The sequence below is a fragment of the Candidatus Omnitrophota bacterium genome (genome assembly GCA_016209275.1).
Classification (GTDB): Bacteria; Omnitrophota; Gorgyraeia; order Aquiviventales; family Aquiviventaceae; genus JACQWM01.
Map to the genome: position 1 here is coordinate 44,778 of JACQWM010000015.1, position 19,181 is coordinate 63,958.

Here is a 19,181-nt window from a genome sequence, read left to right on the forward strand (position 1 = left end):
ATCGCAGTTATCGTTTCGTCCACTGGAAGCGCTTACGGGCACCCTTCTGCCCGTACTTCTTCCGTTCCTTTTCCCGCGGATCCCGAGTGAGGAGCCCAGCGCTACGCAAGGCCGTTCGATACGACTCGTCCGTTTTTAGCAGCGCGCGGGCGATCCCTAAACGGATCGCATCGGCCTGGCCGGTGAGCCCGCCGCCTTCAACATTCACGACCACGTTATATTTGCCCATCTGGTGCGTCAGCAACAGGGGAGCTCGGATCGACAATCGAAGCGCTTCGCGCGGAAAGTATTGCTCATAGGGCCGCCGGTTCACCTCAATCGCGCCTGGCCCCTGCAGCAAGCGCACGCGAGCCACCGAGGTCTTGCGGCGGCCGGTGGCCATCAGGCTCGCCGGCGCCTTCGGCGTTGACGCCGCCCCTCGGGCGCTGGACGCGGCGGCATCGACTTGCGTTGTCTCCGATTCGTTCATTCTCACACTCGCTTAGTTCGCCAACGGGGTTGGCTGCTGTGCCGCATGGGGGTGCTGCGCTCCTGCGTACACCTTCAGCTTGGTCAACAGGTGCCGCCCGAGCGACCCGTCCGGCATCATCCCTTTGACCGCTTGGCTGATCACGCGCTCCGGATGCGTCTTGAGCAACCGCTCCAAGGTGATTTCCTTATGACCGCTGGGGTAGCCGGAATACCGGCGGTACACCTTGTTTTTCAACTTGTTGCCGGTCACCGCGACTTTGTCCGCATTGATGACCACGACAAAATCCCCCGTGTCGAGAAACGGCGTGAACGTCGGCTTGTGCTTGCCGCGCAGGATCATGGCGATGCGAGTCGCCAACCGTCCCAGGACCTGATCCTTGGCGTCAATCACCATCCAACGGCGTTGGATACTCTTGATTGCTGGAAATGTCGTGGTCATTCGAAAGTTGTTATTATAGCTCGGCTTCAAGATGTTGTCAACGGCGACCAGCTCCCGGCGGCTTTTCCAAAACGAGGGCGATGTAGCGAAGGCGCCGGCGAACCTCATCGTGGGCCCGCAGCACTTCCGCCAGCAAGATCCAATCCTCCGGAGTGAGCCGGCGAAAGGCGGAACGCATGGCGCACAGCGCCCACCGCGTGGCGGGCCGCTGCCCGCACCACAGGACGCCCTGGCCGATGCGCTGGCAACGCTGCAGCACCGGCTCGCTCCAGTCAAGGAGCCGCCGCTCCGCGAACCCGCAGTCTCGCGCCATCGCCCGGTAGCGCTCCATGGACTCAAAGCTTTCAAATTGCCACGTCTGGCGCACGATGCCGGCGGGATCCGCCGCCTCAATCTCCGCGGGCTGCGCGGATCGCCACATGAAATCGACCAGCACCAGCCGTCCGCCGGGCGTCAGCAGCCGGAACGCATCCTTGAGAAACACCTCGCGTCCCGGGAACCCGAAGTGAAACGCGGATTCTAGGCAGTGGATCTTATCGAGTGAGGCTTCGCCGAATCCCCGAGCTTCCAACGTCTCCCACAGCCGGGTCGCATCTCCCAGAATAAACTCCAAGCGCTCGGAGGCGGGGTACGTTTGCCGGGCGGCGCGCACATGCGCCTCGGCGATGTCAAGGCCGATGGCGCGCGCCGCCTGGGACGCGATGCGGCTGGTGGTCCAGCCGAAGCCGCAGCCGGCATCCAGCACCACATCGCTTGATTGAAGATCCAGCAGCGCGATGGAAAACTTCGCCAGCCTCCGCTGGCCTGAATTAAACCCGGTGATCAGACTGTGGATATCGTAGAAGCGATAGTAGCCGAGGTTCAGCAGGGGCTGGCCCCACCCGCACGCCCCCATGAAATCCACCATGACGCTGGCACGCTGGTAGCGGCCGACGCCGCGGGGCCCTGGCCGGAAGATGGCATCCGGCGGTGGGGTCGGCTTTTTCATGGCTCAATCATCATAGCCGACGCAAACGAGCGTGAGCCCCTTCGCCGGCGCCGTCGCGCCGGCCAGCGACCGCTGGCCCTCCCGCAGCATCCGCCGCACGATGCCACGCGGCAATCGCCCGCGGCCGACATCCATCACGGTGCCGGCGAGGCTTCGAACCATCGTATGAAGAAACCCATTGCCCTCCACCTCAAGATGAAGCTCCTTGCCGCGCCGGATAAGCGCGATGCCATAAATGGTCCGGCGCGTCGACCGAAGCGTCTTTCCTTCCTCGCGGGCAAACGCGCGAAAATCATGCGCGCCCTTAGCCGCTGCGGCTTCCCGGCGCATGGCTGCGAGATTCAGCGGCGCATGCACGCGATGCACATACGGCCGAATAAAGGGCGGGGGCGCATCCCCAAGAAAGATCCGGTAACGATACCGCTTGCGCTTCGCAGCATACTGCGCATGGAACCCCCTTAAGGCCTCCTCAATGCTGGTCACGACGATGTCAGAGGGCAAGAGGTGGTTGGCGGCTTTGCGCAACGTCTTGGTCTCGATCATCGAGCGGGTTCTGACGTGAGCGACTTGAGCTTCGGCATGCACGCCGGCATCCGTCCTGCCGCTGCCGATGACCCGCACGTCTTCGTGGAGGATGGTCTTGAGAACCTTCTGGAGCGTTCCCTGGATGGTTGGCGTCTGCGTGTTGCGTGTCTGAATTTGCCAACCCGCATATCGGGTGCCGTCGTAGGCGATGGTGAGTTTGAGGGTGCGAGTTCCGGTGCCAGGTCCTCTCTTCGTCATGTCTTCACAAAATTGGACCTGGCACCGCCGATGAGGAGTTCAGCGATTTGGATGGCGTTGGTGGCCGCCCCCTTGCGCAGGTTATCGCCGCTCACCCACAAGGCGAGGCCCCGTTTCACCGACGCATCCCTGCGCAGCCGGCCGACAAGGACGTTGTCTTGCCCACCCGCATCAATGGGCAGCGGATAGGCGCCGCGCGCAGGATCATCGACCAGCGTCACGCCTGGCGCCTTGCGCAAGAGCCTGGCCGCCTGCTCGGCCGAGAGCGGCCGTTTCGTTTCGATCCAAACCGCCTCGGAGTGCGCTCGGAACACCGGCACCCGAACGCATGTGGACGTCACGGCAAGCTGCGGCTCCCCAAGAATCTTCCGAGTCTCGTTGACCATCTTCATCTCTTCTTTCGTGGAGCGGTTCTTCAGGAAGAGGTCGACCTGGGGGATCACGTTGAACGCAATCTGCTTCGGTAAGACGGTTTCATGTTTCAGGTTCCAGGTTTCAAGTTGAGGTTTAACCTGAAACGTGGAACGTGAAACCTGAAACTGCCGCAAGGCTCGCTTCGTTTCGTCATAAAGTTGAAACATGGCTTTCGCGCCGGCCCCTGAGACGGACTGATAGGTGGACACGATGATCCGCGTGATCCGCGCCGCTCGATGCAACGGGGCCAGCGGGACGAGCATAATGATGGTCGAGCAGTTAGGATTGGCGATCAAGCCCTGATGGCCTTTCAGCGCGCGAGGATTGACCTCCGGAATAACCAGCGGGACCTCCGGCGCCATGCGGAACGCGCTGGAGTTATCCACGACAATCGCCCCGCGTTTGACGGCTTCAGGAGCAAACTCCAGGCTGCGGGCAGCCCCGGCGCTAAAGAGCGCCACATCGATTCCGGCAAACGATCGCGGTGTCAGCTCCTCCACGCGATACGTGGAGCCGTTGAACGGCACTCGACGGCCTTCTGACCGCGCTGAGGCCAGCACTTTCAGCCCCACCACCGGAAAGCGCCGCTGCTGCAAGACTCGCAGCATCTCGGTGCCCACAGCACCTGTGGCTCCGACAACTGCAACGTTGATTTTTTTCATCGGTGCCTAGACCAAAAGCCCCTTGACAACAAGATCGCCGACTTCGCTGGTGGAATACCCCATCTTGCCGGCGGCAAGACTCTTCAGTTTCGTCGCGGTGATGTTTATGACCGCGCGCTCGATGGCGGCGGCAGCCTTCATCTGACCCAAATGCTCGAGCATCATCGAACCGGCACAGATGGCCGCCAGCGGGTTGATCACATGCTTGCCGGTGTACTTGGGGGCCGAGCCTCCGATCGGCTCAAACATGGAGACCCCCTGGGGATTCAGATTGCCGCCGGCCGCGATCCCCATGCCGCCTTGGATCATGGCGCCTAAGTCCGTGATGATGTCGCCGAACATGTTATCCGTGACGATCACGTCAAACCACTCGGGGTTCTTCACCATCCACATGCAGCAGGCATCGACATGGGTGTAATCAGTTTGAATATCCTTGTACTCCTTGGCGACGTCTTCAAACACGCGCTGCCATAAATCGTGCGCGAAGGTCAGCACATTGGTCTTGCCGCACAGCGTCAGTTTCTTTCTGGATCGCTTGCGCGTCGTCTCAAACGCGAAGCGGATGCAGCGCTCAACACCCTTGCGCGTGTTCACCGACGTCTGCAGCGCGACCTCATCGGCCGTGCCTTTGCGCAAAAATCCTCCCACGCCGGCGTAGAGCCCTTCGGTGTTCTCGCGCACCACCACGAAGTCGATGTCCTCAGGCTGCTTATCCCTCAAGGGCGTCCACACCCCGGGATACAGCTTCACCGGACGCAGATTGATGTATTGGTCCAGCTCGAAGCGCAGCCGTAGCAGAATGCCCTGCTCCAGGATTCCCGGCTTGACGTCGGGATGCCCGATGGCGCCGAGATAAATGGCGCCGGCCTCGCGCAGCTCTTTCAAGACGCTCGAAGGCAGGGTCTCTTTGGTTTTCAAATACCGAGCACCCCCCAGGTCATACTCGCGCCACTCAAGACGAAAATGGCCCTGACTCGCCGCCGCCTCAAGCACTTTGCGGCCCTCGCGGATCACTTCAGGGCCGGTGCCATCTCCAGGAATCACCGCAATCCGATAAGACGCAGATTTCCGCAGATTGCTACGCCGATTACCACTGATCTGCGGCGATCTGCGTTGAAGATCTGCGGTAATCTGCGTTCTAGTCGTCCGGGTGGTCATCGTTGACTCGCAATGGTGTTGGGCAGCTTGGCATGAAGCCTCGCGCCCGAGCATACGAAAAGAGATCCCCCGCCTCCAACATCGGAACAATGTCGCTCAGCGGACTCAGCGTCCATGAGGTCTTCAGGGCCGGCACATACAGCACCGGCTTGCTCGTATTCGCCAGCACCAGCTCGCCCTCCATGCCGGTGTGAACCACGTCGCAGAGCCGCTCAGCCGGCGAATCGCACGGCAACAGATACCCGCCGTTGACGCAGTTACGGTAGAAAATCCTGGCAAAAAACTCGGCGATCACCGCGCGCACGCCGGCTTGCTGCAGCGCGATCGGCGCATGCTCCCGAGACGAACCGCACCCAAAATTTTTGCCTGCCACAATCAGGGGAAACCGGCCGGGCGGCTGCCCTTCGCGGCTAAACGGCGTGCCGCCCTTGGGCAACCCTTGCGCGGCTTCCGGCACCCCAGAGAGCGCGTACCAGCCGAACTTCGCCTTCTCGTCGGACCGTGAGGGATCCAAACTCAGATACTGCGCAGGAATGATCTGGTCGGTGTCGATATTATCCCCAACCACATAGATCGCGCCCTTGATCACATCAGAAATCTTATGATTCGAAGACGGCATGATCATGCCAAAAACTCCCGAGGGTCGGTGATGACGCCGCGCACCGCTGAAGCCGCCACGGTCAGGGGCGACGCCAGGTAGACTTGCGCCAGCTTATGCCCCATCCGACCCGGGAAATTGCGGCTGGTCGAGCTGATACACACCATCGGCTCATTGAGGCGCCCCAGGGTGTCCAAGGGCCCGCCCAAACAGGCCCCGCATGACGGGGGCCCGATCACGCAGCCGGCGTGCTCAAAAATCTGCTTCAGCGTCTGCCCGTCGATCTTGGCGGTCTCGAGTGCCCGTTCGATCTCCGTCGTGGCCGGCACGACAAAGGTGTTGACCTTCACGCGGCGGCCGTTCATCACCCGCGCCGCAGCGAGGAAGTCCGTGAGCTTGCCTCCGGTGCAGGACCCCAGGTACGCCCGGTCGATCGCCACCCCGCTGACGGATCGCACGGTCGCGTGATGGTCGGGGCTCGAGGGTTTCGCGACAACCGGCTCCAGGGCGCGGCAGTCGAAGCGATACTCCTTCAGATACGAGGCGTCGGCGTCCCTCGTGAGGGCTTGAAACGGTTTCTTCGTTTTAGCCGCAACGCTGTTGATCGTCACCTGATCCGGATTGATCAGGCCGTTTTTCCCTCCGGCTTCGATGGTCATATTCACCAAGGTCATGCGCTCTTCCATGCTCAGGCTATAGACCCCGTCGCCATCAAACTCGAGCGCTTTATACGTGCCGCCATCAACGCCGATCGTTCCAATCACGGTCAGCATCAGGTCTTTCGCCATGAGATACGGCGGCAGCGCGCCCTCGAACACGAACCGCAGCGTGTGAGGCACGCGCAGCCATAAGGTGCCGGTGCCCATCACGAACGCCGCTTCGGTATTGCCGATGCCGGTGGCAAACTCGCCGAAGGCGCCGGCCGTGCAGGTATGCGAGTCCGTGCCGAAAAGGACTTCGCCGGGGCGCGTGTGCCCTTCCTCGGCCAAGGCGATGTGGCACACCCCCTTATACCGCTTCGTGCCCGGGTCGTAGTAGTGCGGCAGCCGCTGCTCGCCCGCAAACGTCCGCAGGGTTTCGACGTTGCGGCGCGCCTTCTCATCCTTCGTGAAGATGTAATGATCCGGGATGATCACGACTTTTTCCCGATCCCACACCTTGGCCGAGCGCCCGAATTGCTCGTGGAAAATCCCGATGGTGGGCGGCCCGCACACATCATGGGTCATCAGCACGTCGGCCTTCACCCATACGGTCTCGCCCGGGCAGACCGATGAGCGATTCGCCGCTCTGGCGAGGATTTTTTCTGTCAGTGTCATGCCCATCGTGTCTCCGTTCGATATCAGATATCAAACGGCCGTTTGATATCTGATATCGCCCTTGCTCAAGCCTTCCATAGGGCTGGAGGCCGACGCGTACGGCTTCTTCGGGATCCGTCCGGCCTCAAACGCCAGCCGGCCGGATTCAACGGCCAGGCGCATTGCCGTCGCCATCTTCACCGGATCCGAAGCGCCGGCGATCGCGGTATTCATGAGCACCCCGTCAGCCCCCAGCTCCATCACGATCGACGCATCCGACGCTGTGCCCACCCCGGCATCCACGATCACCGGCACGGAAACGGCCTCGAGAATGAAGTGGATGTTCAGCGGATTGATGATGCCTAATCCCGAGCCGATCGGAGCGGCCAGCGGCATCACGCACACCGCCCCGGCATCCTGAAGCTTTTTGGCCATGATCGGATCATCATTCGTGTACGGCATGACCACGAATCCCTCCCTCACGAGCTCCTTCGTGGCGCGCAGGAGCGCTTCCGTATCTGGCAGGAGCGTCTTCTGGTCGCCGATCACCTCAAGTTTCACGAGATTGGACAGCCCAGCCTCCCGACCAAGCGCGGCGGTGCGAATCGCCTCCTCAGCCGTGTAGCACCCCGCCGTATTCGGCAGCAGGGTGAGGCGCGTTCGGTCAAGATAATCCAGCAGGCTCTCCTCATTTGGCCGATCCAGATTGATCCGTCGCACCGCCACGGTGACCAGCTCTGCTCCGCTCGCCTCAATCGCCTGGCGCATCAGCCCGAACGTCGCATACTTCCCCGTCCCAACAATCAGCCTCGACGAGAAAGCACGATCACCAATCTGTAATCCGTTCGCGTTCATCTTCCTCTTGTGTCCAGGTGGCCACGTGGTCACACGCTACGTTCCCACCAACGACACCGCCGGCCGCGGCTCTTCGATCACGGTCCCTTTGCCGACGACCACGATGCCGGATTCGGTCACATGAAACCGACGACGGTCTTCCTCGAGGTTGTAACCAATCTCCGCATAGCGCGGAATGATGACGTCTTTATCGATAATCGCCCGACGGATCTTCGCGTACCGCCCGACTTCGACGTGCTCCATCAGAATCGAGTCTTCCACCGTCGCGTAACTATTGATGCGCACATCAGGCGAGAGCACGCAGCGCTTGACCTGCCCCCCGCTGATGATGCAGCCATTCGACACGAGCGAATCCAGCACCGACCCCACGCGGCCGGTGGCTTCATCGGCGAACACGGTTTTGGCCGGCGGCCACTGCTCATGGTACGTGCGGATCGGCCAGGCGCGGTCATAGAAATTGAACTGCGGTGTCACTTGCACCAACTCCATGTTGGCCTCGTAATACGCGTCCAAGGTCCCGATGTCGCGCCAATATTTTGAGGTGTGCTTGTTCTCGTCCTTGAAATGGTACGCCACCACTTTCACGTTGCGGGCCGCGGCCGGCAGCACGTCCCGGCCGAAATCGTGGCTGCTCTCCGCGCGGCGCGCATCGCCCACCAGCGCGTGCTGCAGGAGCTCCCGATTAAAGACGTAGATGCCCATCGAGGCGAAGCAGCGGTCCGGCTGCCCCGGAAGGGTCTTCGGGCGCTCCGGCTTTTCTTCAAAGCCGACGACCCGATCGGCCTCGTCCACCTCGACGATCCCGAACCCTTTCGCCCGCGCGAGATCCATCTCGATGACCCCGACCGTCACTTCCGCGCGCTGCGCCTCATGGAAGGCCACCATCTCCGCGTAATTCATCTTGTAGATGTGATCGCCCGCCAAAACGAGGACCTGATCCGGGTTTTCCTGCTCAATGGAATTGATGTTCTGGTAAATCGCATCCGCCGTGCCTAAGTACCAGTGATCGCCGGTGCGCTGCTGAGCCGGAATCACGTCGATATATTCGCCCAGCTCGCTGTGGAAGATATTCCAGCCCATGATCAGATGCCGCTGCAAGGAGTGGGACTTGTACTGCACGAGCACATGGATTTTCCGAATGCCGGAGTTGATGCAATTGGAGAGCGTAAAATCGATGATCCGGTACGTGCCGCCGAAAGGCACGGCCGGCTTGGCCCGATCCTTGGTCAGCGGCAGCAGCCGCTCGCCTTTTCCTCCCGCCATCACAAACGCCAGGATCCGACGCATCACAGGATGAGCGGGCGATTCAGCATCGCGCCAATCCCTTCCCGCATCAGCATGATCCCGAAGGCCGTGAGGATCAGGCTGGTGATTTTTGAAATGACCTGGGAGCCGTCGCGCCCCAGCCGGCGCATGAGCCACTCGCACGCCTGCAACAGCGCCCAGATGACCAGCATGTTCGCCACGAGGGCGGCCACGGCCAGCCCCCAGCCGTAGCGCTCCCGCACCAAGATCGTCATCGTCAGCACCGCCGGGCCGGCGAGCAGCGGCACCCCGACGGGGACGACGCCGACATGGACATCGCGGATCCTCGAGGACTTGCCCGGCATGAGCAGCTCGCGCAGTGAGAGCACAAAGAGAATGGATCCGCCGGCCACCATCACGTCGGCCAGCTCCAACCCCATCAGCCGAAACAGCGGCCGGCTCGCCCAGAGAAAGACGGCAGCGACGAGGAACGCGGTCGCCACCGCCTCGGTGGCGGCGCGCTGCCGCTGCCGGCTGCTCAGGCGATGCGAGAGCTGCCAAAACACCGGCAGCAAGCCCACGCCGTCGAAGGCGATAAACAGCGGCACAAACGCGTGCCAAAAACGCTCCATCATAGGAAGAAATATTATAACGCCAATCGGCGGAGATTGCGAGAGCTACGGATCCGACGTGAGGCGCTGCCGGGCGGCTGCCAGGTTGCGGCGCGCAGCCGCATGGGCGGGCTGTTGCCGCAAGAGCTCCGCGTACTGGGCGATCGCATCAAGCGTCTTCCCTTGATGCAACAGGACATTGCCGAAATTGAGCCGAGCCTCCGCCAGCGTAGGATCATCGCGGATGGCCGCGGCGTACGCGGCGGCGGCCTCCGCCCAGCGGTCTTGTTGCGCATACGCATTGCCGAGATTGTACCGGACGGTCGCCGCATGCGGAGCGATCTGCAGCGCGCGGTGATAGGCGGCGATGGCCGCCGACGGCTGTCCGAGCCTCATGTGGACATTGGCCGCGTTGTTGTGCGCCTCGATCAGCAAAGGGTTGATCGCCAGCGCGCGCTGGTACCGCCGCATCGCCGCACCCAGATCGCCTTGCTGCTCCAGGATCTTGCCGAGATTGCTGTGCGCCTCGGCGTAGTCAGGCTTCAGCTGGAGCGCTCGTGTTAATTGCGCGCGCGCCTCATCGCGCCGTCCAGCGTCGATCAGCGCATTGCCGAGATACAGACGCGCTCGGGGATTATCCGGGCGCGCCGCCACCGTCGCCGCCCAGATCGCGTCGCTGCTGCGATAGTCGGCGTTTCGCCGAATCGTGCGGCTCCCCAGCACGACGACCGACACCGCGAGCAGTCCGGCGGCGATCCGGGGACGCGCAGACGGCGGAGCGAACCGCCCGAGCAGGCGCCATGCGCCGAGCACGATCAGGGCGATGATCGGAGCCAGCGGCAGATACATGCGGTACTCGCAGGCGGCATCGGCGAGCGGAACGACGCTTGAGCTGAGGGCTAGCAGCGCCACGGCGATCGCCGCGAGTCCGCCCGCGACCGGCGCTCGGCGCAGCGCCCAGCCAATGAGGATGAGGACCGCCACGCATCCCAGCGCCGCCGGCCACACATCAGCCAACCGGGTGCTGAGCGGCCACGCGTAATCCAGTGCGAGCGGCGAAGGCCACACGACAAGCCGCAGATAATGCCACACGACCTTCGTCTGCGTGAGCAGGTAGGCCCATGGGGTGACCGGCTGATACGGGAAGCTGGCCTCCGGCGCTGCCAGGACGGTGATGAACGGCAACACCCCGCCGATGATCGCGCACACCGTGATCAGGGAGAGGAACAGGGAGCGGCGCTGACACCGCGCATCTGCCTCTGTTCGTGATAGGACAAACCGATCGTACGCGAAGGCGACGAACGGCAAGGTGGCCATGCTTGGCTTGCTGGCCATGCCGAGCCCGCACCAGACCACGGCCGCCATGCGCCACCTTCGAGGATGCGCCGCCTCAGCGCTGCGGATGACGCTGTAGAGCGCGGCACAATAGCAAAGCCCCATCAACGATTCGGAGCGTTGGATGATGTAGGTGACGCTCGCGGTCTGCAGCGGATGGACCAGCCAGATCAGGGCCACCGCCAGTGCGAGCCCCTCGGCAGCGCCTGAGGTGCCCGGCCCTTCAGGAAGCCTCTGGCGCATCCTGATGGTTCGGCGGGCGATGCCGAAGAGCGCCAGCGACGCGGCAAGATGAATCGCCAGGTTCACCGCGTGATACCCCCACACCGTCACCCCGCCCAACGCGTAGTTGAGGGCCAGCGTGAAGGTAATGAGCGGGCGGCCGTTGAATGCGCCGCGCTCGGCCGCCGTCAAGACATCCCACAACGGCCAGAGATGGTGGACGTGCCGATTCGTCACGATCGCGGGAATATCGTCGAAGATGAACGGCCCGCCGAAACTATTGTGGTACGCCCAGAGCCCGGTGAGAATGATTAAAATCTTAAACCATGAGGACGCAGATTGCGGCAGATGGCTTCGCAGATGACCGCTGATCCGCGGAAATCTGCGCTGAGAATCAGCGGTGATCGGCGTTATCGGCATCAAGATCTAGGGCGGCACTGCGAAGCAGCAGCTGGGTATACGCCTGCTGCGGCTGCGTGGTGATCAACTCGGTCGGTCCGACCTCGACGAAGCGGCCGCGGCGCATCACGGCGATGCGCTCACACAAGGACGCCACGGCCCGCACATCATGGGAGATGAAGAGCAGCGCCATCGTTCGCCGCTGCGAGAGATCGCGCAAGAGGTCGATGATCTGCGCGCCCACCGAGACATCCAAGGAGGCAATGGGCTCATCGCAGATCACGGCATCAGGTTCAACCGAGAGTGCCCGCGCAATCCCCACCCGCTGACGCTCCCCCCCGCTGAGCTGACGCGGATACCGCGCCGCGAATGAGGCGGGCAGCTTGACGGCCTCCAGAAGCTCTGCGACCCGCCGGCGCAAGGCAACCCCTCGAGCCAATCGGTGGATGACCAAGCCTTCGCCAACCGTCTCTCGCACCGTCATGCGAGGATTCAGGCTATTCATCGGGTTCTGAAACACGTATTGGATCCGCCCAGATCGCCGAACTTCCCCGCGGGTCGGAGGGAGCAAGCCAACCATGATTTTCGCCAAGGTGGTCTTCCCGCACCCGGACTCTCCAACGATGCCGAACCGTTCCCCCGGCAGAAGGCGGCACGTCACCCCATCAACGGCAGGAATCGCCGGCAGGCTCCGCCCCCACAGCGCCGCCCGGGGATGAAACCTCTTCTCAACAGCCATCGCGTCGATCACCGCGTCAGCCATGCGCCTTCCGCAAGACCTCGGATGTTGATCCCAACGCCATCAGCCGGCCGGCCTTCATCACGCCCACGCGGTGTGCTAGCCGCTCCACCACGAGCAGATCATGCGTGATCAGCAGGACCGCCAGGTTCAGCCGTCGCTGGAGGTCGCGCAGGAGGCGCAAGATGTGCACCTGCACGGTCACATCGAGCGCCGTCGTGGGCTCATCAGCCACCAGCAGAACCGGCGCAGCGGCCAACGCCATGGCGAGCATGACGCGCTGCTGCATGCCGCCGGAAAATTCATGCGGGTAGGCTGACATCCGTCCGGCAGCCGAATCCATTCCCACGCGTTGCAGCCACTCCACCGCCAGCGCGCGGGCGGTGATCCCGCGCGATGCCGTATGCAGCCTCATAGCTTCGATGAGCTGCTCGCCGATCGTCAGCACAGGATTCAGCGAGGTGGCCGGCTCTTGAAACACATACGCGATCTTCCCGCCGCGGATCGCGCGCAATTGCGCAGGCGACGCCTCGAGGAGATTGGCCCCCTCCATCATCACCCGGCCGGAGATCACCGCCGGCGGAACCGGCAGCAGGCGGGTCAGGGCCAGGGCCACACTGCTCTTGCCTGAACCGGATTCACCGACGAGGGCGAGGATTTCGCCGGGCTCCACGTCAAAGCTGACCCCGCGCACCGCCGTGGTCAGTTGATCACGGCTCCGGTACGACACAGAAAGGCTCTCAATGCTCAATAATGACATAGCTTCCAGGCGATCTCAGATATCGCGATGCGCGATATCTGAGATCAGACCTTGCTGATCCGCTCGCGGATTCCTTCCCCCAAGAGGTTAAACGCCAACACCGTCACCAGAATGCACAGCCCCGGGCACACGGTCAGCCACCACGCGATCCCGAGCGCGATCCGTCCTTCATTGAGGATATTGCCCCAGCTCGGCGTGGGCGGCTGCACGCCTAAGCCGAGGAAGCTGAGCGCTGATTCCGTCAGAATCGCCCCGCCGACCCCAAGTGTCGCGGCGACCAGCACCGGGGCGATGGCATTCGGCAGCAAATGCCGGCACAGCAGCCTGGCGGAGGAGGCGCCGAGCACGCGGGCCGCCAGCACAAACTCCCGCTCTTTCAAACTCAGCAATTCCGCGCGGACGAGCCGCGCGACCCCCATCCAACTGGTGAGGCCGATCACCACCATGATCAGCTCAATGCTCGGCCCCACCAGCGCGATGACCGCGAGCAACAGGAAGACCGTGGGAATCGACAGCATCGTGTCAACCAGGCGCATGAGCACCGCATCAACCCATCCGCCAAAGAAGCCTGCGCACGCGCCGAGCAAGGTGCCGACCACCACCGCGATGCTAACCGCGATGACGCCGACCAGCAACGAAATGCGCGCCCCCCACATCAGGCGGCTCATGACATCGCGGCCAAGCTGATCGGTGCCCAGCCAATGCGCCATCGACGGCGGCTCAAGGGCCTGCGAAAGATTCACGTGGGTCGGATCGCACGGAGCAAGCCACGGCGCCGCCACTGCCACGAAGAAGACAACCAGCAACACCACCGCTCCGACAACCGCCGCGCGAGTACTCATCCTAATGGATTTCCGATTGTCGATTGAAAATCACACATCGACAATGAATCGTCAATCGAACATCGTCAATCGTCAATGTCATGTGGTTTTGCCGACGCGGATGCGTGGATCAGCCGCCGCATACGCGATGTCGGCGAGCGCATTGCCGATCAGCGTCAGCACGGCTCCGATGGTCACGAGCGCCATCACCACGGGATAATCCCGAGCCATCACCGCGTCATACAGCAGCCGCCCCATCCCTGGGATGGAGAAAATGGTCTCCGCAATGACGCTGCCGCCGATCAGATCCGGCACGGACAGACCCAGGATCGTGATCAACGGCAGCAGCGCGTTGCGCAACCCGTGATGGAACAGCACGCGCGACTCCGCGACCCCCTTCGCTCTCGCCGTCCTGATGTAGTCCGCGCGCAGCACCTCGGCCATACTGGAGCGCATGTAGCGAGAGAGGCCGGCCAGGCTGGCAAACGCCGTCATCCCGACCGGCAAGACGAGATGCCAGGCCAAGTCAGCGCCGCGCTGCCACCATGGGAATGATTCATAGTCGACGGTATGCATGCCGGAAATTGGCAGCCATCCCAGCCGCACCCCGAAGAACTCCATGCCCAGGAGGGCCAACCAAAATGTCGGGATGGAGTACCCGACAAACACGAACACCGTTGTGGCCTGGTCAAAACGGCTGCCTGGAGAGGCGGCCGCGAGGACGCCCAGCGGGATGGCGATGATGAGGATGAGTGCCAGCGAGGCGATATTAATCGTCAGGGTGACCGGCAGCCGCTCCAAAATTTTCTCACCGACGGGGCGATCATCAAGAAATGAGCGGCCAAAATCGAGCTGAACGACTCGGCGGAGCCACCCAAGATACTGACGGATGAGCGGCTGGTCCAAGCCGTAGAGCTGCGCTAATCGTTGGCGGACTTCGAGGGAGACCTTGGGGTTGAACGCCCCGGCCGCATCCACCGGCTTGCCCGGGGCCAGATGCATGATGCCGAATGACACCACGGTAATGAGGAAAAGGATGGGGACGAGACCGATGAGACGACGCACCAGATATGTCAGCATTCACATCGCGCGGTCGTTCATCGTTCAGGGGACAAGTTGTTTGCTCTTGTAGCGCTGCTCGGCGGAAGGGACGTACCAGTCGATGAAATTGTGGCCGATGCCAATCGGTGTCGCGCGCACACGGCGAAAGCGCGAGGCGACGATCGGCAGCGCATCGCTGACGAACAGAAACGTGTAGGGTTGATCCTCATACAGCCGCCGATGCACCTCATGATAAATGCGCTCGCGCTCGACCCGATCAAAGACGCGCCGCCCGTCCTCAAGCAGCCGATCCACGTCGCGATTGGCATAGCCGACAAAATTGTACTGCCCTTCCTTGGTTTCTGAGGAATGGAACAAGCTGAAGAGATCCGGATCGCGCGAGAGGTTCCAGGCCAGCAAGACGGCCTCAAAGCGGCGCTTATCGATGAACTCATGGACGAACACGCTCCATTCCACGACGCGGATGTTCATCTCGATGCCAATCGTCCTGAGGTGCTGTTGGATGAGCTCCGCCACCTGCTGCCGCACCTCATTTTGATTCGTCAGCAGCGTGAAGCGAAACGGCGCCCCAGCCTTGTCGATCACGCCATCGCCGTCATGATCCGCCCACCCGGCAGCGGCAAGCAGGCGCTTCGCCGATGCCAGATCCCGAGGCGCTGGGATCACGGAGGGATCATAGGCCCACGACTCTTTGGGATACGGGCCGGTCGCCACCTGGCCTAACCCATAGAGCACCCCGTCGACGATCGCTTGCTTATCCAGGGCGAGGTTGATGGCTTGGCGGACCCGGACATCCCGAAACCGCTCATCGGCGAGATTGTAGCCGACATAGGTAAAGCCGAAGGAGGGATAGCGAAACTTCTGGTAGGACCGGCTGATCGCCGGCCGATTCGTGAGTTTGGTGAATTGCAGCGGTGTCAGGCTCGTCGAATCAACCCCGCGGGTCAGCAGCTCAAGAAACAGCGTGGTCTGATCCGGGATGACGCGATAGAGATACCGATCAATCCACGGCCGATGCTCGAAATAATCCGGGTTCGCCGCCAGCTCGATGAGCTCGCCGGTCTTCCAACGGACGAACCGATACGGGCCATGGCCGATGGGACGGCGAAGCAGCGGTGTGCGGCTGACGTCGTCATGCTCCAGCAGATGCTCAGGCATCACCCCGATCATCCAGCTTTCGAGGGCCGGGGAAAATGGCTCCCGATAGGTGACGCGGACGGTGCGCGCATCCAGGACCTCAACCGATTTCACCAGCGCGTAGTTGCTGGAAAACGGCGTGGGCACGGCAGGATCGATGAGCTTTTGATACGTAAACCGGACATCCCTGGCGGTGACCGGCACACCATCATGCCATCGCACGTTGGGCCGCAAGACAAACGTGATGGTCATGCCGTCAGGGCTGACGTCCCATGACTCGGCCAGGTCCCCGACGATGTCCAGCCGCTCGTTGTATTTCAGCAAGCCGTTGAAGAGGAGGCCGACGATGTCTCCCGAGGCGGAATCGGAGGCGAGAATCGGCAACAGCCGGCTGGCGTCGCCGATCGATCCTTCAATGATCGCATCCCCAGCCACCGGATGGTCCTGCGCGGCGTCGCACAGCGAAGGGGTGAGGAGGAGTGTGAACAGCAACACTCCTCGGCGAACTGTCACTATGGCGTGGTGGTCGAAGGCGGTGCGCTGGATGGTGTGCTCGGCGCCGTCGTGGTCGGTGCTGCTGGAGTCGCAGGTGTGGGGATCGAGGGTGTTCCTGGTGGCAAGGCCGCCGGCAATTGATCAATGGACATGGGCAGTTGCTCAGTCACCGAGCGCCCGCGCGCGCTGGAGAGCACCGCCAGCGACAGGCACGTCACCATAAACAGCGCGGCGACCCCGGCCGTGAGTTTTGTCATCACCAGGTTGGCTCCGCCGCCGAACAATGATTGCGCCGCGACTCCGCCCATCGTCTCCGCCATGCCGCCGCGCCCTCCCTGCAGCAGCACGACGATGACGAGAAACAACGCCACGAGCACATGGATCACCATCACGAGTCCGTACATTATTTCACCACCACTTTCGCTTCGGCTGCCGCCTTGACGATCGCTGAAAACGCCTCGTCCTTGAGACTGGCCCCGCCGACGAGGGCCCCGTCCACATCAGGCTGCTGCAGCACGCTGAGCGCATTCGAGGCGTTCACGCTGCCGCCGTATTGAATCCGCACCCGCGCAGCGGTCGCTGGCGCGACCGACTGGCCAATCCATTGCCGCACAAACGCATGGGCCACTTGAGCCTGCTCAGGGGTTGCGTTGCGGCCGGTGCCGATCGCCCAGACCGGCTCATACGCGATCGTGACTCGATCCCATCCGGCGGCGGCGATACCGTTGAACCCGGCCTCGAGCTGGCGCCTCAGCACGTCCAGTGTTCGACCCGCATCCCGCTCGGCCAAGGTTTCGCCGATGCAGACGATCGGAGCCAAGCCGTGTTTCAGCGCTGCGCCCAATTTGCTGTTCACCATTTCATCGGTCTCGCCGAACACCGTGCGCCGCTCGGAGTGCCCGATGAGCACGATCGCGCAGCCGGCGTCTTTGAGCATCGCGGCGGAGATTTCGCCGGTGAACGCGCCCTGCGGCTCCCAAAACAGATTTTGGGCCCCGACGCGGATGCGCGAGCTCCGGGCGGCGCTGGCGGCGGCGGACAACGCCGTAAACGGAGGGCAGACCGCGACATCCACCGCCTCGGTGTCGCACGAGGCCTTCAGCCGCTGGATGAGCGCTTGCGACTCCGCAATCGTCAGGTGCATTTTCCAGTTGCCACAAATGAAAGGCTTTCTCGTGATCATTTCGCGGCAGCAGGCTCTGCAGGTCGATCTCTGAGGATGGCGATCCCGGGCAACACCTTGCCTTCGAGGAACTCTAAGGACGCTCCGCCGCCGGTGGAGATGTGGCTCATGCGCTCGGCAAGCCCGAAGCGCTGCACGGCCGCAGCGCTATCGCCGCCGCCGATGATGGTGGTGGCTCTCAGAGCCGCAAGCGCTTCGGCGATCCGCCGCGTGCCCTGGCTGAACCGTGCTTGCTCAAACACGCCGACCGGGCCGTTCCAGACGACGGTCTTCGCATCTGAGAGCGCTGCCGTAAACGCCGTGATCGTTTTCGGCCCGATGTCAACCCCTGACCAGCCGTCTGGAATCTGCCCGACGTCCACCGTCTTGACCGGGCTCGCGGGATCGTCCAGCGACGTCGTGATGACGTGATCCTCCGGCAGCACCACCGTCACCCCGCGCGCCTTCGCCTGGGCCAGCAGCTCCTTGGCCAGCCCCACTTTATCCGCCTCCAGCTTCGAGGAGCCGATGGCCCGCCCTTGCGCCTGTAAGAACGTATACGACATGCCCCCGCCGATGAGCAGCCGATCCACCCGCTCCAGCAGCCGTCTCACCACGCCGATCTTATCGGAGACTTTTGCCCCGCCGAGGATTGCGGCGTAGGGGCGCTTCGGATTGGCCAGAGCGTGATCCAAATACTGAATCTCCTTTTCCATCAGAAAACCGGCCACCGCCGGCAGCAAGCGGGCCACGCCTTCGGTGGATGCGTGCGCTCGGTGGGCCGTCCCGAAGGCGTCATTGACGTAGAGCTCGCCGAGCTTCGCGAGTTGGGCGGCGAAATTCGGATCGTTCGCTTCTTCCTGCGCGTAAAATCGAAGGTTCTCCAGCACGCACACCTGCCCGGGGGCTAAGGTCATCACGGTCGCTTCCACCTGAGGTCCAATGCAGTCATTGAGGAAGAGCACCGGCTTCTTGAGTAATTCGGCCAGCCGCGCGGCCACAGGCTGCAGCGACAGCGATGGAACCTTCTTGCCGTCGGGGCGGCCCAGATGACTCATCAAGATCACGGTCGCCCCGCGCTCCAGGCAGTCGGTGATCGTGTGGAGGCTTTCGCGGATGCGGGTATCGTCGGTGATCGCGCCGGTCCCCTTCTCCAGCGGCACGTTGAAATCCACCCGGATCAATACCCGCTTCTTATTCACGTCCACATCTTTCACGGTCTGCTTCATTTGGAATTTGGGTTTTGGGATTTAACCATTAGACACCAACGGTAGCCTTGGCTGCTGAGGAATTGCCCGCGCTAAAACCTTTCTTCGCCACGTACTCCAGCAAATCGATGACGCGGTTGGAGTAGCCCCACTCGTTGTCGTACCACCCGAAGGTCTTGACCAGCGTCTTGTCGATGACCGCCGTCAGCGTCGCGTCGAAGATGCACGAGTGCGGGTTGCCGTTGAAATCCTTGGAGACGAGCGGGTCGGTGTTGTACTGCAGGATGCGCTTCATCGGGCCCTCCGCCGCCGCCTTAAACAC

The 19,181-nt window shown here is 62.5% G+C and carries 21 protein-coding genes; all 21 read right to left on the minus strand.

Going from position 1 to position 19,181, the window contains the following annotated elements:
- Positions 1-7: 7 nt before the first annotated feature.
- Positions 8-382: a 30S ribosomal protein S9 gene (rpsI, locus tag HY737_02670; GenBank protein ID MBI4597289.1), complete on the minus strand. Its 375-nt coding sequence runs from the start codon at positions 380-382 to the stop codon at positions 8-10.
- 99 nt (positions 383-481) lie between these two features.
- Positions 482-910, minus strand: a complete 429-nt coding sequence (rplM, locus tag HY737_02675; GenBank protein ID MBI4597290.1) for a 50S ribosomal protein L13 — start codon at positions 908-910, stop codon at positions 482-484.
- Positions 911-947: 37 nt separating this feature from the next.
- Positions 948-1,898, minus strand: a complete 951-nt coding sequence (locus tag HY737_02680; GenBank protein MBI4597291.1) for a class I SAM-dependent methyltransferase — start codon at positions 1,896-1,898, stop codon at positions 948-950.
- Positions 1,899-1,901: 3 nt separating this feature from the next.
- A complete protein-coding gene (gene truA, locus HY737_02685; protein ID MBI4597292.1) occupies positions 1,902-2,681 on the minus strand; it encodes a tRNA pseudouridine(38-40) synthase TruA in 780 nt (259 codons plus the stop codon).
- Complete coding sequence (locus HY737_02690) at positions 2,678-3,757, minus strand: aspartate-semialdehyde dehydrogenase (GenBank protein ID MBI4597293.1); 1,080 nt, start codon at positions 3,755-3,757, stop codon at positions 2,678-2,680. Before HY737_02690 ends, truA begins: the two co-directional genes overlap by 4 nt.
- A gap of 6 nt (positions 3,758-3,763) precedes the next feature.
- Positions 3,764-4,915, minus strand: a complete 1,152-nt coding sequence (locus HY737_02695; protein MBI4597294.1) for a 3-isopropylmalate dehydrogenase — start codon at positions 4,913-4,915, stop codon at positions 3,764-3,766.
- A complete protein-coding gene (locus HY737_02700; protein MBI4597295.1) occupies positions 4,896-5,513 on the minus strand; it encodes a 3-isopropylmalate dehydratase in 618 nt (205 codons plus the stop codon). Before HY737_02700 ends, HY737_02695 begins: the two co-directional genes overlap by 20 nt.
- A gap of 23 nt (positions 5,514-5,536) precedes the next feature.
- Positions 5,537-6,835, minus strand: coding sequence for a 3-isopropylmalate dehydratase large subunit (locus HY737_02705; GenBank protein MBI4597296.1), 1,299 nt, complete (start codon positions 6,833-6,835; stop codon positions 5,537-5,539).
- Positions 6,836-6,859: 24 nt separating this feature from the next.
- A complete protein-coding gene (locus tag HY737_02710; GenBank protein ID MBI4597297.1) occupies positions 6,860-7,663 on the minus strand; it encodes a thiazole synthase in 804 nt (267 codons plus the stop codon).
- A gap of 36 nt (positions 7,664-7,699) precedes the next feature.
- The gene (gene glgC / locus HY737_02715; GenBank protein MBI4597298.1) at positions 7,700-8,950 is read right to left on the minus strand and encodes a glucose-1-phosphate adenylyltransferase; all 1,251 of its coding nucleotides are present in this window, start codon (positions 8,948-8,950) and stop codon (positions 7,700-7,702) included.
- Positions 8,950-9,543 carry a MarC family protein gene (locus HY737_02720; GenBank protein MBI4597299.1) on the minus strand — a complete coding sequence of 198 codons (594 nt, stop codon included), beginning with the start codon at positions 9,541-9,543 and terminating at the stop codon, positions 8,950-8,952. Before HY737_02720 ends, glgC begins: the two co-directional genes overlap by 1 nt.
- 42 nt (positions 9,544-9,585) lie before the next feature.
- Entirely contained in the window at positions 9,586-11,496 is a 1,911-nt protein-coding gene (locus HY737_02725) for a tetratricopeptide repeat protein (GenBank protein ID MBI4597300.1), read from the minus strand.
- Positions 11,471-12,238: an ABC transporter ATP-binding protein gene (locus HY737_02730; GenBank protein ID MBI4597301.1), complete on the minus strand. Its 768-nt coding sequence runs from the start codon at positions 12,236-12,238 to the stop codon at positions 11,471-11,473. The genes HY737_02725 and HY737_02730 overlap by 26 nt, the downstream gene beginning before the upstream one ends.
- Positions 12,231-12,974, minus strand: coding sequence for an ABC transporter ATP-binding protein (locus HY737_02735; protein ID MBI4597302.1), 744 nt, complete (start codon positions 12,972-12,974; stop codon positions 12,231-12,233). Before HY737_02735 ends, HY737_02730 begins: the two co-directional genes overlap by 8 nt.
- Before the next feature lie 44 nt (positions 12,975-13,018).
- Positions 13,019-13,816 carry an ABC transporter permease gene (locus HY737_02740; protein MBI4597303.1) on the minus strand — a complete coding sequence of 266 codons (798 nt, stop codon included), beginning with the start codon at positions 13,814-13,816 and terminating at the stop codon, positions 13,019-13,021.
- Positions 13,817-13,894: 78 nt separating this feature from the next.
- Positions 13,895-14,875 carry an ABC transporter permease gene (locus HY737_02745; protein MBI4597304.1) on the minus strand — a complete coding sequence of 327 codons (981 nt, stop codon included), beginning with the start codon at positions 14,873-14,875 and terminating at the stop codon, positions 13,895-13,897.
- Positions 14,876-14,899: 24 nt separating this feature from the next.
- Positions 14,900-16,489 (minus strand): peptide-binding protein, encoded by a 1,590-nt coding sequence (locus HY737_02750; protein MBI4597305.1) that lies wholly within the window; start codon positions 16,487-16,489, stop codon positions 14,900-14,902.
- Between the two features lie 17 nt (positions 16,490-16,506).
- Complete coding sequence (secG, locus tag HY737_02755; GenBank protein ID MBI4597306.1) at positions 16,507-16,893, minus strand: preprotein translocase subunit SecG; 387 nt, start codon at positions 16,891-16,893, stop codon at positions 16,507-16,509.
- Positions 16,893-17,672 carry a triose-phosphate isomerase gene (locus tag HY737_02760; GenBank protein ID MBI4597307.1) on the minus strand — a complete coding sequence of 260 codons (780 nt, stop codon included), beginning with the start codon at positions 17,670-17,672 and terminating at the stop codon, positions 16,893-16,895. The genes secG and HY737_02760 overlap by 1 nt, the downstream gene beginning before the upstream one ends.
- Positions 17,669-18,880: a phosphoglycerate kinase gene (locus tag HY737_02765; protein MBI4597308.1), complete on the minus strand. Its 1,212-nt coding sequence runs from the start codon at positions 18,878-18,880 to the stop codon at positions 17,669-17,671. Before HY737_02765 ends, HY737_02760 begins: the two co-directional genes overlap by 4 nt.
- Positions 18,881-18,908: 28 nt before the next feature.
- Positions 18,909-19,181, minus strand: a 273-nt coding sequence (locus tag HY737_02770; protein MBI4597309.1) for an aldehyde dehydrogenase, incomplete at its 5' end; no start/stop codon positions are given.

Excerpts from the sequence above, each read along its gene's own strand:
- rpsI (MBI4597289.1), bottom strand. The coding sequence starts at position 382 with ATGGCCACCGGCCGCCGCAAGACCTCGGTGGCTCGCGTGCGCTTGCTG.
- rplM (MBI4597290.1), bottom strand. The coding sequence starts at position 910 with ATGACCACGACATTTCCAGCAATCAAGAGTATCCAACGCCGTTGGATG.
- HY737_02680 (MBI4597291.1), bottom strand. The coding sequence starts at position 1,898 with ATGAAAAAGCCGACCCCACCGCCGGATGCCATCTTCCGGCCAGGGCCC.
- truA (MBI4597292.1), bottom strand. The coding sequence starts at position 2,681 with ATGACGAAGAGAGGACCTGGCACCGGAACTCGCACCCTCAAACTCACC.
- HY737_02690 (MBI4597293.1), bottom strand. The coding sequence starts at position 3,757 with ATGAAAAAAATCAACGTTGCAGTTGTCGGAGCCACAGGTGCTGTGGGC.
- HY737_02695 (MBI4597294.1), bottom strand. The coding sequence starts at position 4,915 with ATGACCACCCGGACGACTAGAACGCAGATTACCGCAGATCTTCAACGC.
- HY737_02705 (MBI4597296.1), bottom strand. The coding sequence starts at position 6,835 with ATGGGCATGACACTGACAGAAAAAATCCTCGCCAGAGCGGCGAATCGC.
- HY737_02710 (MBI4597297.1), bottom strand. The coding sequence starts at position 7,663 with ATGAACGCGAACGGATTACAGATTGGTGATCGTGCTTTCTCGTCGAGG.
- glgC (MBI4597298.1), bottom strand. The coding sequence starts at position 8,950 with ATGCGTCGGATCCTGGCGTTTGTGATGGCGGGAGGAAAAGGCGAGCGG.
- HY737_02720 (MBI4597299.1), bottom strand. The coding sequence starts at position 9,543 with ATGATGGAGCGTTTTTGGCACGCGTTTGTGCCGCTGTTTATCGCCTTC.
- HY737_02725 (MBI4597300.1), bottom strand. The coding sequence starts at position 11,496 with ATGCCGATAACGCCGATCACCGCTGATTCTCAGCGCAGATTTCCGCGG.
- HY737_02730 (MBI4597301.1), bottom strand. The coding sequence starts at position 12,238 with ATGGCTGACGCGGTGATCGACGCGATGGCTGTTGAGAAGAGGTTTCAT.
- HY737_02735 (MBI4597302.1), bottom strand. The coding sequence starts at position 12,974 with ATGTCATTATTGAGCATTGAGAGCCTTTCTGTGTCGTACCGGAGCCGT.
- HY737_02740 (MBI4597303.1), bottom strand. The coding sequence starts at position 13,816 with ATGAGTACTCGCGCGGCGGTTGTCGGAGCGGTGGTGTTGCTGGTTGTC.
- HY737_02745 (MBI4597304.1), bottom strand. The coding sequence starts at position 14,875 with ATGCTGACATATCTGGTGCGTCGTCTCATCGGTCTCGTCCCCATCCTT.
- secG (MBI4597306.1), bottom strand. The coding sequence starts at position 16,893 with ATGTACGGACTCGTGATGGTGATCCATGTGCTCGTGGCGTTGTTTCTC.
- HY737_02760 (MBI4597307.1), bottom strand. The coding sequence starts at position 17,672 with ATGATCACGAGAAAGCCTTTCATTTGTGGCAACTGGAAAATGCACCTG.
- HY737_02765 (MBI4597308.1), bottom strand. The coding sequence starts at position 18,880 with ATGAAGCAGACCGTGAAAGATGTGGACGTGAATAAGAAGCGGGTATTG.